The 14,875-nt window shown below is 61.3% G+C and carries 14 protein-coding genes and 1 pseudogene; 4 read left to right on the forward strand and 11 right to left on the reverse strand.

The window, feature by feature from the left end:
* The 4 genes from ABTV29_RS20095 to ABTV29_RS20110 form a co-directional block, all read right to left on the reverse strand.
* Complete coding sequence (locus tag ABTV29_RS20095) at positions 1-831, reverse strand: cupin domain-containing protein (protein ID WP_433766431.1); 831 nt, start codon at positions 829-831, stop codon at positions 1-3.
* 80 nt (positions 832-911) lie between these two features.
* Positions 912-1,952: a c-type cytochrome gene (locus tag ABTV29_RS20100; protein WP_433766432.1), complete on the reverse strand. Its 1,041-nt coding sequence runs from the start codon at positions 1,950-1,952 to the stop codon at positions 912-914.
* A gap of 13 nt (positions 1,953-1,965) precedes the next feature.
* Positions 1,966-2,559 (reverse strand): c-type cytochrome, encoded by a 594-nt coding sequence (locus ABTV29_RS20105; RefSeq protein ID WP_433766433.1) that lies wholly within the window; start codon positions 2,557-2,559, stop codon positions 1,966-1,968.
* 120 nt (positions 2,560-2,679) lie between these two features.
* Positions 2,680-3,054: a hypothetical protein gene (locus tag ABTV29_RS20110; RefSeq protein WP_433766434.1), complete on the reverse strand. Its 375-nt coding sequence runs from the start codon at positions 3,052-3,054 to the stop codon at positions 2,680-2,682.
* A gap of 169 nt (positions 3,055-3,223) precedes the next feature.
* On the opposite strand from ABTV29_RS20110, the gene ABTV29_RS20115 reads away from it, so the two are divergent.
* Positions 3,224-4,117 carry a LysR family transcriptional regulator gene (locus ABTV29_RS20115; RefSeq protein WP_433766435.1) on the forward strand — a complete coding sequence of 298 codons (894 nt, stop codon included), beginning with the start codon at positions 3,224-3,226 and terminating at the stop codon, positions 4,115-4,117.
* On the opposite strand, the gene ABTV29_RS20120 is transcribed toward ABTV29_RS20115, so the two are convergent.
* The 5 genes and pseudogenes from ABTV29_RS20120 to ABTV29_RS20140 form a co-directional block, all read right to left on the reverse strand.
* Positions 4,105-5,280: a (R)-mandelonitrile lyase gene (locus tag ABTV29_RS20120; protein WP_433766436.1), complete on the reverse strand. Its 1,176-nt coding sequence runs from the start codon at positions 5,278-5,280 to the stop codon at positions 4,105-4,107. The two genes, ABTV29_RS20115 and ABTV29_RS20120, sit on opposite strands and share 13 nt — an antisense overlap.
* 19 nt (positions 5,281-5,299) lie before the next feature.
* Positions 5,300-6,355 carry an alpha/beta hydrolase gene (locus ABTV29_RS20125; protein WP_433766437.1) on the reverse strand — a complete coding sequence of 352 codons (1,056 nt, stop codon included), beginning with the start codon at positions 6,353-6,355 and terminating at the stop codon, positions 5,300-5,302.
* A gap of 383 nt (positions 6,356-6,738) precedes the next feature.
* Positions 6,739-7,593 (reverse strand): annotated as a pseudogene (locus tag ABTV29_RS20130) (universal stress protein); the annotation flags it as partial.
* A 443-nt stretch (positions 7,594-8,036) separates the two neighbouring features.
* Positions 8,037-8,963 carry a Gfo/Idh/MocA family protein gene (locus ABTV29_RS20135; protein WP_433766438.1) on the reverse strand — a complete coding sequence of 309 codons (927 nt, stop codon included), beginning with the start codon at positions 8,961-8,963 and terminating at the stop codon, positions 8,037-8,039.
* Positions 8,964-9,290: 327 nt separating this feature from the next.
* Positions 9,291-10,103, reverse strand: coding sequence for a cupin domain-containing protein (locus ABTV29_RS20140; protein WP_433766439.1), 813 nt, complete (start codon positions 10,101-10,103; stop codon positions 9,291-9,293).
* Between the two features lie 133 nt (positions 10,104-10,236).
* On the opposite strand from ABTV29_RS20140, the gene ABTV29_RS20145 reads away from it, so the two are divergent.
* Positions 10,237-10,758: a carboxymuconolactone decarboxylase family protein gene (locus tag ABTV29_RS20145; RefSeq protein WP_433766440.1), complete on the forward strand. Its 522-nt coding sequence runs from the start codon at positions 10,237-10,239 to the stop codon at positions 10,756-10,758.
* Positions 10,759-10,896: 138 nt separating this feature from the next.
* Positions 10,897-11,148 carry a glutaredoxin 3 gene (gene grxC, locus ABTV29_RS20150; RefSeq protein WP_433766441.1) on the forward strand — a complete coding sequence of 84 codons (252 nt, stop codon included), beginning with the start codon at positions 10,897-10,899 and terminating at the stop codon, positions 11,146-11,148.
* A 168-nt stretch (positions 11,149-11,316) separates the two neighbouring features.
* Here the strand turns inward: grxC and ABTV29_RS20155 are convergent, their stop codons facing one another.
* A complete protein-coding gene (locus tag ABTV29_RS20155) occupies positions 11,317-12,405 on the reverse strand; it encodes a polyamine ABC transporter substrate-binding protein (protein ID WP_433766442.1) in 1,089 nt (362 codons plus the stop codon).
* A gap of 39 nt (positions 12,406-12,444) precedes the next feature.
* Positions 12,445-13,746, reverse strand: a complete 1,302-nt coding sequence (locus ABTV29_RS20160) for an NAD(P)/FAD-dependent oxidoreductase (RefSeq protein WP_433766443.1) — start codon at positions 13,744-13,746, stop codon at positions 12,445-12,447.
* A 150-nt stretch (positions 13,747-13,896) separates the two neighbouring features.
* Here ABTV29_RS20160 and ABTV29_RS20165 point away from each other — a divergent pair, with 150 nt between their 5' ends.
* Positions 13,897-14,775, forward strand: coding sequence for a LysR family transcriptional regulator (locus ABTV29_RS20165; protein WP_433766444.1), 879 nt, complete (start codon positions 13,897-13,899; stop codon positions 14,773-14,775).
* Positions 14,776-14,875: the final 100 nt, after the last annotated feature.

The following is a 14,875-nucleotide window of genomic DNA, read 5'->3' on the forward strand; positions in this document are numbered from 1 at the left end:
TCACTGCCTTGCCGCCGGATCCTTCATCCAGTCCCGCGGGCTGTAACCGGTCTTGCGCCGAAACGCACGTGCCAGCGCCGAAGGGCTTTCATAACCGACCTCGGTGGCGATCAGCGCGATCGGTCGCCCTTCACGCAAGCGTTTCTGAGCCAGGCTGATCCGCCAGCTCAACAGGTAATCGGCAGGCGTCTGCCCAATCACGGTACGGAAATGTACCGCGTAGGCGGCGCGCGACATGTTCGACGCGCTGGCCAGTTCCGCAATCGACCAGCCATGCTCGGGCGTGTTGTGCATCTGCACCAGAGAGCGCGACAGCCGCGCATCCGCCAGCCCGGCCATCATGCCGGTGTGCAACTGGTGATGATCGAGCAGATGGCGAAACAACAGGACGATCAATAGTTCGAACAAACGGTTGAGCGCGACCTCCCTGCCGCAATGCCCTGCCGCCGCCTCGGCGAACATCCATTTCAATACATCGGCCAGCAGCGGCAATTCATCCAGTGACAGCACCAGGCAGTCGGGCAGCGAAGCCGTCAGCGGGTTGTCTGTCCCGCCCTCGAATTCCATGGAAGCACACAGCAGCTGCGCACCCTCGGGGGCACCGCCCAACAGCTGATGCCGGCTGGGTCGCGGAAGAAAAATCAGGCTGGGCCGGGTCAGCAAGACTTCCTGGCGATCGGGTCCCCGCAAGGTCATGGCGCCGGCCTGCAGCAAATGGAGATACCCTTGCTGCCCGGCCCCGCCGTATGACGCCTTGCCGCAAAGCCTGCCGTTGTAAAACAGGCTTGCGCGCACACCGAACTGCGACAGCAACGTGGACAGGCGATCCATGGCAATCACTTGGCAAGAGAGAGATGCACCGATCATAGCACCGGCCTTCCGGAGCCCATCGACACCGGCCAGAAGCGACGCTATCGAGACCCCGCCGGGCTGGAATTGCCCACTGCCACGCCCTCCACCGTTTGCCCGTAAAAGCATTGTTCCCCGTGGTGAAACGCATTGGCGGTGCTCGCCAGATTACCGTTGAACCGCGGATCCTGCGGGCGCTCCTGGCTGTTGATGTAGGCGGCGACGTCCCAGGCCTGTTGGGGATTGAGCTGGATGGGTTTGCCCAGCGGCATGTTCTCGAAGATGAATTGCGCGGCGGTATTGATGCGATGCATGCCGGCCCCCCAGTTATAGGAATCGTCACCCCATAGCGCGGGCATGACTGGTACGTCGGCCATTTTGGTGCCCTCTCCATTGGTGCCATGGCAGACAGCGCAGTGCTGCACGTAAACCTGGCGTCCCTGGTCGGGAGAAGGGGGTGACGCTGGCGCGGGCAGGCTGGCGAATCCGCGTCCGGGCATGTTCTGCCGAGCACTGGCATTGGTCTTCTGCGCTATCGGCTCAGGCGGCTGGAATGACTTGTCGTTACCGCCCAGTTGCAGCTGAGCGTCCGTCAGCTCAGGAACTGCCGTGTCGGCCATCCCGGACTTGTCCAGTAATCCCCCCATCAGCAACCAGTACGAATAGGCGGACAGGGCCACCACTTCCGGCGAATCCAGCGCAGGGGCCTTGCCGTTCATGGAGTAGTTGAAACAGCCCTGGAGGCGTTCGGCGAAGGTGTCGACGTGATTGTCTTTGGCCCGGAAGGACGGATAGGCGAGCCACGCCGCCCACATCGGCGCCGAAAAGGCTTTTGCGCCGTTGCCGAGATGGCAGTTGGTGCAGTTGAGCTGGTTGCCGACGTAACTGCCTTTGAGTTGCTGGGTGTTGACGAACAACTCATAGCCTCGGCGCACCTTGTCGCCGAAATCGCCCTTGGGGATGGTGGTCAGCGCCCTGGGCGTGAAGTCCACAGCAGCGGCATCTTTGGTCTGCGCCCGGACTTCCACGCTCATGTCCGGCTGCGCCGCCATGGCCTGCCAGGAAAAGGCTGCGCACACCGCCATCAACCCACGCAATGTCATCGCCCGCTGCTCCTTATCGAATGCCCGAGAGGTAACCGGCCAAGGCATCGATCTCGTCCGCGCTCAACTTCATGGCGATGTTGCCCATCAGGTTGTCGGGATCGCCGCTTCGCTGCCGGTTTTTCCAGGCCAGGAGTTGCTCCTTCAAGTAGGCCGGCTGTTGTCCGGCCAGGCGCGGAAACGGACCGCCGCCCACGGCGCTCGGGCCATGGCAGCTGTAGCAAGCCGGAAGATTGCGCGCCAGGTCGCCCTGGTAGTAAAGCTGCTGTGCAGCTGTGGTCTCGATCGGCTGGCCACGCAAGAGTAACTTGGGCGTCGTGCCTTGACCGGCGAAATAAGCTGCGACTTGGTTGCGTAACGACGCATCGCTGTAGCCCTGGGCAATGGCCGACATCACCGGATTGCTGCGTCGCCCGGCGATGAAGTTCTCGATCTGGGCACTGATGTAGGTGGTCGAGAGTCCGGCGAGCACCGGCCCCTGGGCGGTTCCTTCACCGCTTGCGCCATGACAGGCAACACAGGCCTGCACGGGTGGCGGTATTTCCACAGCGCCTGCCTGCGCCACCACCCCTGCGCCCAGAAGCACGATCACCTTTGCAATCGGCATGTCGCCTCTCCGCCTTGTAGGAGCGAGCTTGCTCGCGATGGACGTTAACGATAACGCTGGAAGCCTGATTCCCCGCGGTGCTCTTGCGTCCATCGCGAGCAAGCTCGCTCCTACACAGGTTCAACCATGGGTGCCTGTCAGTTCGACGTAGCTCGACTCCCCACCACCCGTCGCACCCGACAACCAGCCCCAGACAAAGCTCAGCGTAGTACGTCCTGCCGCATCCACGCCTACCGTGCCTCGCGACCAGCCGGCCAGCATTTCACCCTCGTTCGTCAGGCAATGGAAAAGCAGCTCGATGGAATCGGGGCCCGTCACCCGCCCCACCTGATTGCCCATGCGGATACGACCGCCCTGGTAAGTGCTCGAAATGGCATTTTCCTCGACGCGGTAATGAAACACCGTGCCTGCCCCGGAAAGCCCTTGAGGGTTGCCCGCTACCGTGAAACGCCGATCGTGCAAACGTGCGCTGACTTGAGAAAAAGGGGTGTCCATGAATTTCGCGTCCTTTGGTTGAGAGATTCCATTTGAGCCCCCCATTGTGGCCTGAATCGGCGGCTGGCTGACGGCCGATGGCGAACAATTCCGATACACCTGCCAAGGGGCCAGACGATTAGTCGCACAGATGACATAATCGCCTTCCGTTCATATCAGAGCCGCATAAATGACCGTCGAAAGCTACGACCAGCTCGCGATTTTCTCGGCTGTGGCCCAAGAGCGCAGTTTCACTCGCGCCGCTGCCCGGCTTGGCATGTCTCAACCGGCCTTGAGCCGGGCCATGCGTCAGTTGGAGGAGCGGCTGGGGGTAAGGTTGCTGGCCCGCACGACAAGAAGCGTCTTGCCCACGGAAGCGGGCGAACATCTGCTGCGGGTGATCGCGCCCCGCTTTGAAGAGATCGACACTGAGCTGGCGTTGCTCAGCGAGTTTCGCGACAAGCCGGCGGGCAAGTTGCGCATCACCGCGGGTGAGCATTCGGCGATCACGGTCCTGCATCCGGTGCTGGGGAAACTGTTGCCGGACAATCCCGACCTCAACATCGAAATCATCGTCGACTACGGTTTTACCGACATTGTGGCGCAGGGTTTCGACGCCGGTGTACGGCTGGGTGAACAGGTGGCCAAGGACATGATCGCCATGCGCATCGGCCCCGATATGCGCATGGCTGTCGTGGGTTCCGCGGCCTATTTCGCCCGCTATCCGAAGCCCCTCATCCCCAGTGACCTCATGGCGCACAACTGCATCACCCTGCGCATGCCCACTCACGGCGGCCTCTATCTCTGGGAGTTCGAAAAAGGCGGCCAGGAACTGAACGTGCGGGTCGAAGGCCAACTGGTGTTCAACAACATCAGCATGCGCCTTGAAGCCGTACTCCAGGGATTGGGGTTGGCCTACATGCCGGAGGACCTGGTCCAGGAACATGTGGCGCAAGGCCGGTTGATACGCGTGCTCGAGGACTGGTGCGAACCGTTCTCCGGCTACCACCTCTATTATCCGAGCCGGCGCCAGAGTTCACCGGCCTTCACATTACTGCGCGAAACCCTGCGCTATCCGGGTTGATTGGCCTGCACGCTGTCCAATGCTTCGCCGGCACGCTTGGCCGCAGCGGCATCGCCCTGGTCGGCCAGCAACTGGATCAATTGACGCAACTGCGCGGCAGTCAGGCCAACCCGCAAGCTGGCCGCCATGTGCGAGCGCAGTTGTGACTCAACGCCGGGCGTGACGGCCAATGCGGCGACGGTGGCCAGCTCGCGACTTTGCCAGTCCAGGTTATCGCGCTCGAAAATGTCGCCGAACAGGTGCGTCTGCAAGTACTGATTGATCACAGGGACGAAGTCGAACAATGGCCCCTGGACAGGCGCACCGGCGATTCGCGTCTGGTTGGCCTTGCCCGCCACAAGCAGTGCTTCGGCGGTGGGTATCACGCGACCGGGCTCGCGTCCCGGATCGTCCTGAACGCCGCGCTGCTTGCGCGCCTCGACCACCCTCATCAATTCACCGAGCGCATTGAGGCTGCGCGGGAAACCGCTGTAGGCGTAGAGCTGCACCAGGATTTCCTTCGCCTCGCTGACACTCAGGCCGGCATCCAGCCCTCGATTCAAGGCGGCATTGAGCGCGGACATATTGCTCGTGGCCATCGCGGCGGCAATCAACGGGATGGCCTGCTGCCTGGCCGATAGGGTTTGTGAAACGGGTGGCACAACGGGCATGGCCGGTGGCGCCAGTTCGCCGTGAGCGTTGTACTGCTCATCGGTGACCTTCTCCAGCCATTGCACATTCTTGCCATCCACGGAGCCGGTGATGGCCAGGTGCGTCATGGCGCTTGCCGGTGCCGCGCCATGCCAATGCTTGACGCCCGGAGGGCAGACGATTACGTCGCCCGGACGGATCTGCTGCACAGGCTTGCCCCATTCCTGGACCAGGCCGACGCCGGAAGTGACCACCAGCCGTTGTCCCGCCGGATGGGTATGCCAGGCCGAACGCGCACCTGGTTCGAAGCTGACATAAGCGCCGGAAGCATTGATTTCTTCAGTGGCCGCAAACAGGGGATCGACGCGCACCTGTCCGGTGAAAAAATCCGCCGGTCCCGCCATCGAAGCCTGGGTGCCCGCCCGGCTGATCTGTTGCTCGGCCCGGCGGGACTCACTGGCGTTGCTCGCACCCGCGGCATCGGCAAAGGGCGCCGCAGCGCAGACTGCGATGCCTATCAAGGTATTTTTCATGAGGACCTGTCCCTTCAAGTCAGAGTGTTCTGGCGTAAAACGCGGTCAACTGGCCCATGGCAACGTCCACGTACTTCGGCACCCAATAGGTCTCGATATGGGTCGCGCCATCGATGGTGAACAGTTGCTTGTCCTGTGTACCCGTGGCCTTGGCAAAGGCTTGCTGCGACATGTACAGGCTGTCGGCCTTGCTGCCGGCGATCATCAACAACGGCTTGTCGATCAGTTCGATCTGGTTGGTGGCGTCGAAGCGCATCAGGTCCAGCAGGCTGCTCTGGGTGTATCGGAACGTAGAGTTGGGGTGGGCGTGCGTCTTGCCGTAGTACTCGAAGCCCTGGCGATACAGATCAAACGGCAACCTGGCGATCTGCTCATCGGTCAGCTTGGCATCCCCCACGTAAAGGACCTCCCCGCCTGCCGCTTCCTGGGCACGGGCCGCCGAGGCCTGTTGCAGACGTTCCTCAATGGTGGACAGCTGCGAGTCCTGGTAACCGTTACGGCGAACCAGTCCGGAGTTGAACATGCTCAGGGTGGCGATCGAGCGGAAGCGCTTGTCGGTTTGCGCCGCCGCCAATGAGTAGCCGCCACCGCCGCAGATACCGAGCAGGCCCAGGCGCGCGCTGTCGACACCGGGATAGCTGGCAATGAAGTCCGCCATGCCATGGATGTCTTCGATGCGGTTCGCAGGTTTGTCCACATTGCGCGGCTCACCGCCACTGGCCCCTTGATACGCCGCATCCGCCGTGATCGTGATATAGCCCTGATCCGCCAGACGCTGGGCATACAGGCCCGCGACCTGCTCTTTCACCCCGCCATTGGGGTGCGCCACGACGACCACCGGGTACTTTTTCGAGCGGTCATAGTTGGCCGGGGTGTAAACGTTCGCGGCAATGTCCAGGCCATCGAGTTTGTAGGTGACCGGGTGGATGTTGACCTTGCCCGGTTCGTTTTTCGTCAGTGCACCGCCGTAGGCCAACGTGAACGGATTCTGCTTGTAGTCCGCGGCTAGCGCTTCGCCGCCTGACATGCCGAGCATAGCGGCCATCAGCGTGGCCTTTAACGTGGTTCGCATCATGGCTCTCTCTCGATTTGATATCCGGGAGAGGCAAATTACCTTTCAAGCATTGATCGATAAACGGCGCCAATCACATAGCACTGATATCAAAATCACATAAATCGATGCCGGATAGTCGATGGGAAATATCAACCCGATGCGTTTCTACGCTATTGGATTTACTAAAGCGGGCAGCCCGGTCGACACCCTGCTGGATGTCGACGGCCCCCTTACAGTGACCTTGCGCAGCTTCATCGCCCCGTCAGCTTGAACCTCTCCGCATTGCTCGCGGGCGTTGCCACGTCGGGTGATAAATGGTCATGGGCCTGCACAAAAGGCTGAGGGTTGTGGTGGCTGTACGGCCAGCAAGTCAGGCCGGAGTCGATCACCGTCACTGGCGATGGAGCCGCCAGTTCTTCCAGGTGATGGATGATGTCATCCGGTTTGAGCACCAGTACGTCGCTGTCCAGGGAGTCCAGGACCATCTCGGCGGTATTGCCGATCAAGGTACCGCTCAGCCCCGTACGCCCCACGCTGCCGATTACCGTAAGCGCCGCTTCAAGCTTGTGCGCCAGATACGGAATCAACACCTCCGCCGGGCCCTCCTCGATATGCAGGCGTGAGTCGCTGATGTTGAATTCGGCCTGAAACCTCAGGCACTGCTCCCGATAGAACGCGCGGATGCTGTCCTTGAGTTGAAAGATGGGGTCGCTCGACGAAAGCATGGGATAGGGATGGGCGCTCATCATGTGCAGCGTGCCACCGACCAGTCTGGCGATGTCATAACCGTGGCTGACGATGCCCGAATGCAGGACGTGATGCTCCACGTCGCTGCTGCCGACGTCGACGGCGGAGAGGATGATGCCGCCAGTCCAGGGCCTGGCGGTTTTCACGATCAACACCGGGCTTGGGCAGTATCGCAACAGCTTCCAGTCATCAGGGGTCAGGAAGGCCTTGACCAGCGGGTTGTCGGGCAGGTGCTGCTTGATCACCAGCCCGCACCCCTCCGCCTGTTGTGCGGCAATGATGGTCTTGTGTGGGCTGCCCAGCCAGGCGTGCTGGGCACTGACGCTGTAGCCTTCGAGCAAGAGGGCATTCTGCAGGTCGCTCAACCAGGAAGAATGATGATTGCCCTTTTCGCAGGCCAGTAAATGTAAGTGTGATCGGGTGGTGTTCGCGATCATCCTGGCTCTACCGAGAATCAAATCCCCGGAGTGCCGGGGATCTACGACCACCAAAGTGTTACGAATTGTGTGCATAAGCGTCTTCCTGTGGGGTTCCCTTGCAGTTACACACAGAGACTTAGTTGCAATACCGCAGGAACACTGTCCACGAACTTTTACTTATTAATATTGTTCCGGCAAATTGAACGCGGCCGAACCCGCCGCGCTAAAACCTCGCGGAAAAGCACACATTTTCCTTGTGGCATTCATTGAATTTCTCCCCGAAACCCGGGCTGTGCGCTCGACTTACGGGGCGGCTATTATGATGGTAATTTCGCCAGAAGTTTCAGCAGCTGGTCGGCCAAGTTAGTTGATTTTTATCTAAGGATCACGTTTGGCAGACCCGATTCGCTCTTATGAAACACTAGCGTTTTTCGGATTATTGACAGTTCAAACTTTCAAATTGAACTAGCGGAAAAGAAAACAGCAACAACTTGCAGGAGCGAAGTTCGCAAACGCTCGCTCCTGCATAGTCGCCTTCAATCGTAGAACGGCTCGACCAGCGCCCGGCTGCCGACAAAAAAACTGTCCGCCACCAGTCGCAACGGCTGCAAGTCCAGGTCGCTGGCCTTGTCGTTGATCAACTGTTGGAAATGCCGATACACCGCCGCGTACTCGCCCTCCTCCGAGACGGTTTGGCGTACGCCGTCGATGCTCAACAGGGCGCCGCCGTTGTCCAGGCGCAGGACGCCCTCGGCGCAGCGAATTTCGATGCTCCAGAGTTCGTCATGACCGTGGTCGAAATCGAACTCCGCGCGGACATCGAGGTGGCGCGCGTCGGACATGTTGATGGAGGCGGCAATCGGTGACTGGCAGTTGCTCGGTACACGCAGTTCGGCGGACTCGACGAACAACGGCAGCGGCAGCAGATGGGTGACAATCGACAGTGCGTTGATACCCGGGTCGAAGACACCCAGGCCGCCGGGTTGCCAGATCCACGCTTGGCCGGGGTGCCACTTGCGCACGTCTTCCTTCCAGTCGATCTGCACGCTTTGCAGGGTGCGGCTGGTCAGCCAGTCGCGGGCGGCCTCGATGCCCGGAGCGTAGCGTGAATGCCAAGCGAACAAGCCGCTGACGCCCTGCTCCTCGGCCTGGCTTACCAACGCCATCGCTTCACCCAGGGTGGCGCATGGCGGTTTTTCCACCAGCACATGCTTGCCCGCCGCCAGTGCCTGTTGCACCAGGGCGAATCGCCCTTGCGGGGGTGTGCAAAACGCAATCGCATCGACCTGCAAGCCGCTTTCCAGCAGTTCGCCCAGGGACTTGAAATTCTCCACCCCGGGGCAAGGCTGGCCCTGGGTTGCGACGGCCACCAACTGGAACGCGGGGTTGGCGCTGATGGCTGGAACGTGTTGATCCTGGGCAATCTTGCCGTAACCCACCAGACCGAGACGGATCGGATGCATCGGTGACTCCTGATTATTGTTTTGACAGGCGAGCGGGCGAGATTACCGCTTGTACGGCGGGGAAGTCATTGATCAACTTCGCATCTCAGTAATCGGGAAACTGATCGCGGTAACACACCGGCGAGCTGTACTCGCGCTCCTCATCGAAATCCTCTTCCACCCACGCCAGCTTTTTCACCGCGGGCAAAGCCTGCGCTCGGCAACACAAGTCCCGTAAAAGCAGAAGCCGCAAAAGCTGCGCCCGGGATCGACCGCTCAAACCGAAGTGACCGCATTGGCGTCTGCTGCGCAACCGGGCCCAAGCCGCTTGTTTGTGCGCCATGCTCGTCACCCCCTCCACTCTCGCGGGCTGAGCCCGGTTTTGCGGCGAAATGCCCGCGCCAGCGCCGAAGGGCTTTCATAGCCGACTTCTTCGGCGATCAGCGCAATCGGCTTGCCCTCGCGCAGGCGTTTCTGCGCCAGGCTGATCCGCCAGCTCACCAGATAATCCCCCGGCGCCTGGCCGACCACGCGCTTGAAGTGCTCGGCGAAGCTGGCCCGGGACATGTTCGCCAGCGCCGACAGCTCGGCCACGCTCCAGGCCTTGCCCGGTTCTTCGTGCATCAGGCTCAAGGGCCGGGCCAGCCGCGAATCCGCCAGCCCGGCCATCATCCCCGGTTGCTGGTTGCGCGTGCTCAGGATGTACCGCAGCAGCTGAATCACCAGCAGTTCGAACAAGCGGTCCATCACCGCTTCGCGGCCGCAGGTGCCGTCGAACGCCTCGTTGAACAACCACTCCAGGGTGCTGGCCAGGGTCGGGATTTCATCGAGCTTGAGCACCAGGTACTCCGGCAGCGCCGTGGCCAGGGCATTGCCCGAGCCGCCATCGAAATTCAGTGACGCGCACACCAGTTGAGTGCCGGACGCCTCTGTGGCGAACAGGCGATGACGGTAGGGCCTGGGAAAAAAGATCAGGGTTGGTTCGCTCAGGTGCAGCTCGCGCTCATCGGCGAGTTTCAGGGTGACCTCGCCGGCCTGCAGCAAATGCAGATGGCCGCAGGTCTGGCTGCCATCGAAGGCCGTGGTGCCGCAGAACGTACCGCTGTGAAAGGTGCCGGCGTTGACGCCGAAATGCGCGAGCAAGGTGGACAAGCGATCCATGAGGATTCCCCTGGAAGCAGTTCTGGACGATCTGTCGCATATCGTCGACGATTTGCACCCAATTGACCAGCCCGAATCACTAGCATGACCTCCGTACCCAGCGCCTGTCGCGCTGCACCCTCGGAGAATCACCATGACCCGCATTGTCCCTGTAAGCCTGGAACACACCACCGACGCCACCCGCCCACTGCTGGAAGGCCTGCAAAAGAAAATCGGTTTCCTGCCCAATGTCTTCCGGGTACTGGCCCACGCCCCTGCGGTGCTGGCTTCCTACCTGCAAAACTCGGCGGCACTGGGCAAGACTTCCCTGAGCGCTACCGAGAAGGAAGCGATCTCACTCGCCACCTCGCAGGTCAACGGCTGCGACTATTGCCTGGCAGCGCACACCCTGTTCGCCGGCAAGGCCGGGCTGTCCGGCCAGGAGATTCTCAGTGCCCGTGAAGGCAAGCTCGACGCCTTCGCCCTGCTCGCCCGCCAGATCACCGAAAGCCGCGGTCACCTGACCAGCGACCAGATCGCCGCCGCCCGCGCCGCCGGGATCAATGACGGGAAAATCGTTGAAGTGATTGCACACGTGGCCTCGCAGACGCTGACCAACTACCTGAACAACGTTGCGCTGACCGATATCGACTTTCCGGCGGCCAGCGCCCTGTAAAGACGCCTACCTCCTGTAGGAGCGAGCCTGCTCGCGATGAACGCAAGGACGCTGCGGGGCATCAGGCCTCCAGCGTCATCGTTCACGACCATCGCGAGCAGGCTCGCTCCCACAGTTATCAAATTCTGGAGACTGACAATGAACACCGTAACCCTGTACACCACCGAGACCTGCCCCTACTGCCGCAGCGCCAAGTTCCTGCTGGCCAGCAAAGGCATTGCCATGCACGAGATCAACGTCCAGCGCACGCCGGGCAAGCTTGAGGAAATGCTCGAACGCAGCGGGCGCCGCACCGTGCCGCAGATATTCATTGGCGACACGCATATCGGCGGCTTCGACGACTTGGCCAGGCTCGATCGCCAGGGTGGGTTGATGTCGATGCTGGCATGAGCACTGGCAATGCCACTAGCCAATGTGGGAGCGAGCCTGCTCGCGATGGCGGTGCATCAGTCACATCAGTACTGAATGTGCCGACGCTATCGCGAGCAGGCTCGCTCCTACAGGGGTTATGCCTCGATCACAAAATCGAGCGCCTCCCTTGCACCATCCGCTGAGTTTTCAGGTATTGGTTTTCAGCTTGGTCCACAACCGCGTGGTCAACCGCGCAATCGAGGCCGGCAGGTCTTCGACGGTGAACAGCTTGTCCATCACCGCTTTCGGCGGGTAGATCGCCAGGTCCTGTTTCACCTCGGGCACCACCAGGGCATCGGCCGCGCTGTTGGGGTTGGCGTAGTGGATGCTGTTGCTGATGTTGGCAATCACCTCTGGCTGCAACAGGTAGTTCATGTAGCGGTAGCCATTCTTCTCGTGGGGTGCGTTTTTCGGCATCACCACCATGTCGAACCACAGGGTCGATCCTTCGTCCGGAATCGAATAAGCGATATCAATGCCGTTTTTCGCCTCCCTGGCGCTGGCCGCCGCCTGCACGATGTCGCCATTGAAACCAATCACCGCGCAGACGTTGCCGTTGGCCAGGTCGCTGATGTACTTGGAGGCATGGAAGTACTGCACATACGGGCGGATTTTCAGCAGCGCCTGCTCGGCTTTCTTGTAGTCCGCAGGCTCATGGCTATGGGGCGGCAGGCCAAGGTAGTTCAGGGTGATCGGCAGCACCTGGGTCGGGTTGTCGATGATCGCCACGCCGCATTCGCTGAGTTTCTTGATGTTGGCTTCGTCGAAAAACAGGCTCCACGACTTGGTGACATCGGCGTTGCCAAAGATCGCCTTGATCTTCTCTACGTTGTAGCCGATGCCGGCGGTGCCCCACATGTACGGATAGCCGTACTGGTTGCCGGGGTCGTTGACCTCGAGCTTCTTCATCAGCGTCGGGTCGAGGTTCTTCCAGTTCGGCAATTGGCTCTTGTCGAGTTTCTGGATGGCGCCGGCCTTGATCAGGCGCGACAGGAAATGGTTCGACGGACTGACCACGTCATAACCGGTGTTGCCCGTCATCAACTTCGACTCCAGCACTTCGTTGCTGTCGTGGATGTCGTAGGTGGCCTTGATCCCCGTCTCCTTGGTGAAATTGGCCAGGGTGTCGTCGGCGATGTAGCCGTTCCAGTTGGAAATGTTCAGGGTTTCGTCAGCGTAAGCGGCTGCACAACAAGTTGAGAGAAGTGCCAGCAGGGAAACTGTTTTGACGCGCATGGTCGATCACCTTCGTGCGGAAGTGCTTTTGTTGTTGTTTCAGATTTCTGTTTTGGCCCGGGCCGTCTCGACGCGCATACGCAGCATGGCACCGATGTCGAGCAGCGGCTTGGGCGGCAGCCAGCCGGGCCGGGCGCGCTCGATGACCGATTGCAGCAGGGACGATTCACCGCCCGACGCCAGCTCCGCGAGCAGTCGGCCCCACAGCGTGCCGCGCGCCACGCCGGAACCGTTGCAGCCGGCCACGGCGAACACGCCCTCCTCGACCTTGGCGAAGTACGGTTGCCCGGAGCGTGACGCACTGAGGTGGCCGGTCCAGGTGTACTGGATGTCCTGCTCGCCCAGCATCGGGAAGCGCCGCTGTAACCCCTGCACATGGTGCTGGCGACGGCTCGCCAGCTCGCTGAGCGACAGGTCGCGGGAGCGATACTCGGCGGTGTTGCGGATCATCACCCGCCGGTCCGGCGTCAGGCGCACCGTGGCCCCCAGTGGCCGGGTCGATAGCACGCCCCAGGGCTCGACGGCGCCGATGGCCTGGAATTCTTCGTCGCTCAGCGGCCGGGTCAGGCTGGCGCTGAGTTCCATGGCAAAGGTGCCGCTGTCGCTGATGCCGGAACGCGGAATGAAGGCGTTGAGGCAGACCAGCACCTGCCGGGCTTCAATGCAACCCTGATGGCCGTTGGCGCGAATCCGCCCGTTGCCCAGGCGTTCCATGCCAAGAATTTCGGTGTTCTCGAACAGCGTGACCTGTGCCGGAAGCGCATCGAGCAAGCCCTTCACGTATTTCGCCGGTTGCAGCAAGGCATTGCCATTGCCGCACCAGATCCCGGCCTGGTAATGGCGGGTACCAAGCTGCTTCGTCAGTTGCTCACCTTGCAGGAAATGCGCGCTGGCCCCTACCGCCCGCAGGGTCTGCAACTTCGCCTCGACATCGGCCAACTTGCGCGGATCGCTCACGGCAAAGAAGTAGCCCGATTCGCGAAAGTCGCATTCGATGCCATGCCGGGCAATGCGCTTGCGCACCTCATCGCTGGCGGCACGGGAAATCGAGGTATCGACCTGGAAGCCGGTGAACCCCGCGCTGCCTTGCAACTCGGCCGCGACCGGGTTTTCGTGGGCCACCACAAACCCGGAATTGCGTGCCGACGCACCTTGCGCAGCGCGTTGCCTGTCGACGATCACGATGCGGGCCTGGGGATGCATTTCGGCGAGTGAGTGGGCGGCGCACAGCCCGGTGATGCCGGCGCCGATGACCAGCCAATCGGCCTGTTGCGTACCGCTCAAGGCATCGCGCGACGGAGAGTCCCCGGCCTGCGCGATCCAGCCACATCTGTTTTCCATGCATCACCTCGTTGACGTTCGTTCCGCGACCATCTTTCGTATGAATCCATCGCATGGATGGTTTTGGAAAGTGATCGCCAGAGCTAGAATCTAAAGGCTTCCAGAACCTGCAACCAACGTTATTAATTCATTCAGGCATTCTGAAAACGCATGGATAAAATTCGCCACGTTCCCTCGCTGCAAGGCTTACAGGCGCTGGTCGAGGTTGCCGACTCGGGCAGCTTCACCCAGGCGGCGCAGACGCTGTGCCTGACCCAGAGCGCCGTCAGCCGGCAAATCCAGCAACTGGAAAGTCATTTCGGTGTGGCGCTGTTCGTGCGCAGCAGCCGCAGCCTGCGCCTGACGCCGGAGGGTGAACAGGTGCTCGCCAGTGCGCGCAACATCCTCGACCAGCTCAAAACCCTCGAAGACCGCATCGCGCCGCAAAAGCGGCCATTCCGCCTGCGCATGCACGTGTCGTTGGCGGTGCGCTGGCTGCTGCCAAAATTGAGCGATTTCTACCGCCATTACCCGGAGATTTCCCTGGCGATCGAAACCGTGGCCACGGAAGTCGTGGAACCGGCCGGCGACAGCGATGCGTACATTCTCTATCTGCCCGAGCCCTCCACTGCCCCGGATTGCCTGACGCTGTTCGAGGAAGCCTTGATCCCGGTGTGCGCGCCCAGTCTGGCACTGGCAGCGCTGGATGATCTTGCGGACTTTGCGTTGCTGCATCGCTCGGCGGACCGCAATGACTGGCGGTATTGGCTGGCCGCCAACGGTGGTCATCCGCTGGAGGCGTTTCGGCATATTCCCTTCAACCTCGACGAACTGGCGCTGGATGCCGCCGCCCGTGGGCTGGGCGTGGCCATGACCGACATGACCCTGGCGAGGGAATCGATTGAACGGGGTGTGCTGCACATTCCGTTCGGCCAGCCGTTGAAAACCCGCGGGATTTACTCGTTGTGCCTGCAGCCTTCAGCGGCGTCGCATCCGGCGTGCGGGGCGGTGATGCAGTGGTTTGCGCAGCAGGCTGTGACGCCTGCATAACCCGTGGGATTTGGCCCCCCAATCAACTGTGGGAGCGAGCCTGCTCGCGATAGCGGTGCATCAGTCACATCAGTACTGAATGTGCCGACGCTATCGCGAG

The organism is Pseudomonas putida, assembly GCF_050989985.1.
Classification (GTDB): Bacteria; Pseudomonadota; Gammaproteobacteria; order Pseudomonadales; family Pseudomonadaceae; genus Aquipseudomonas; species Aquipseudomonas putida_AI.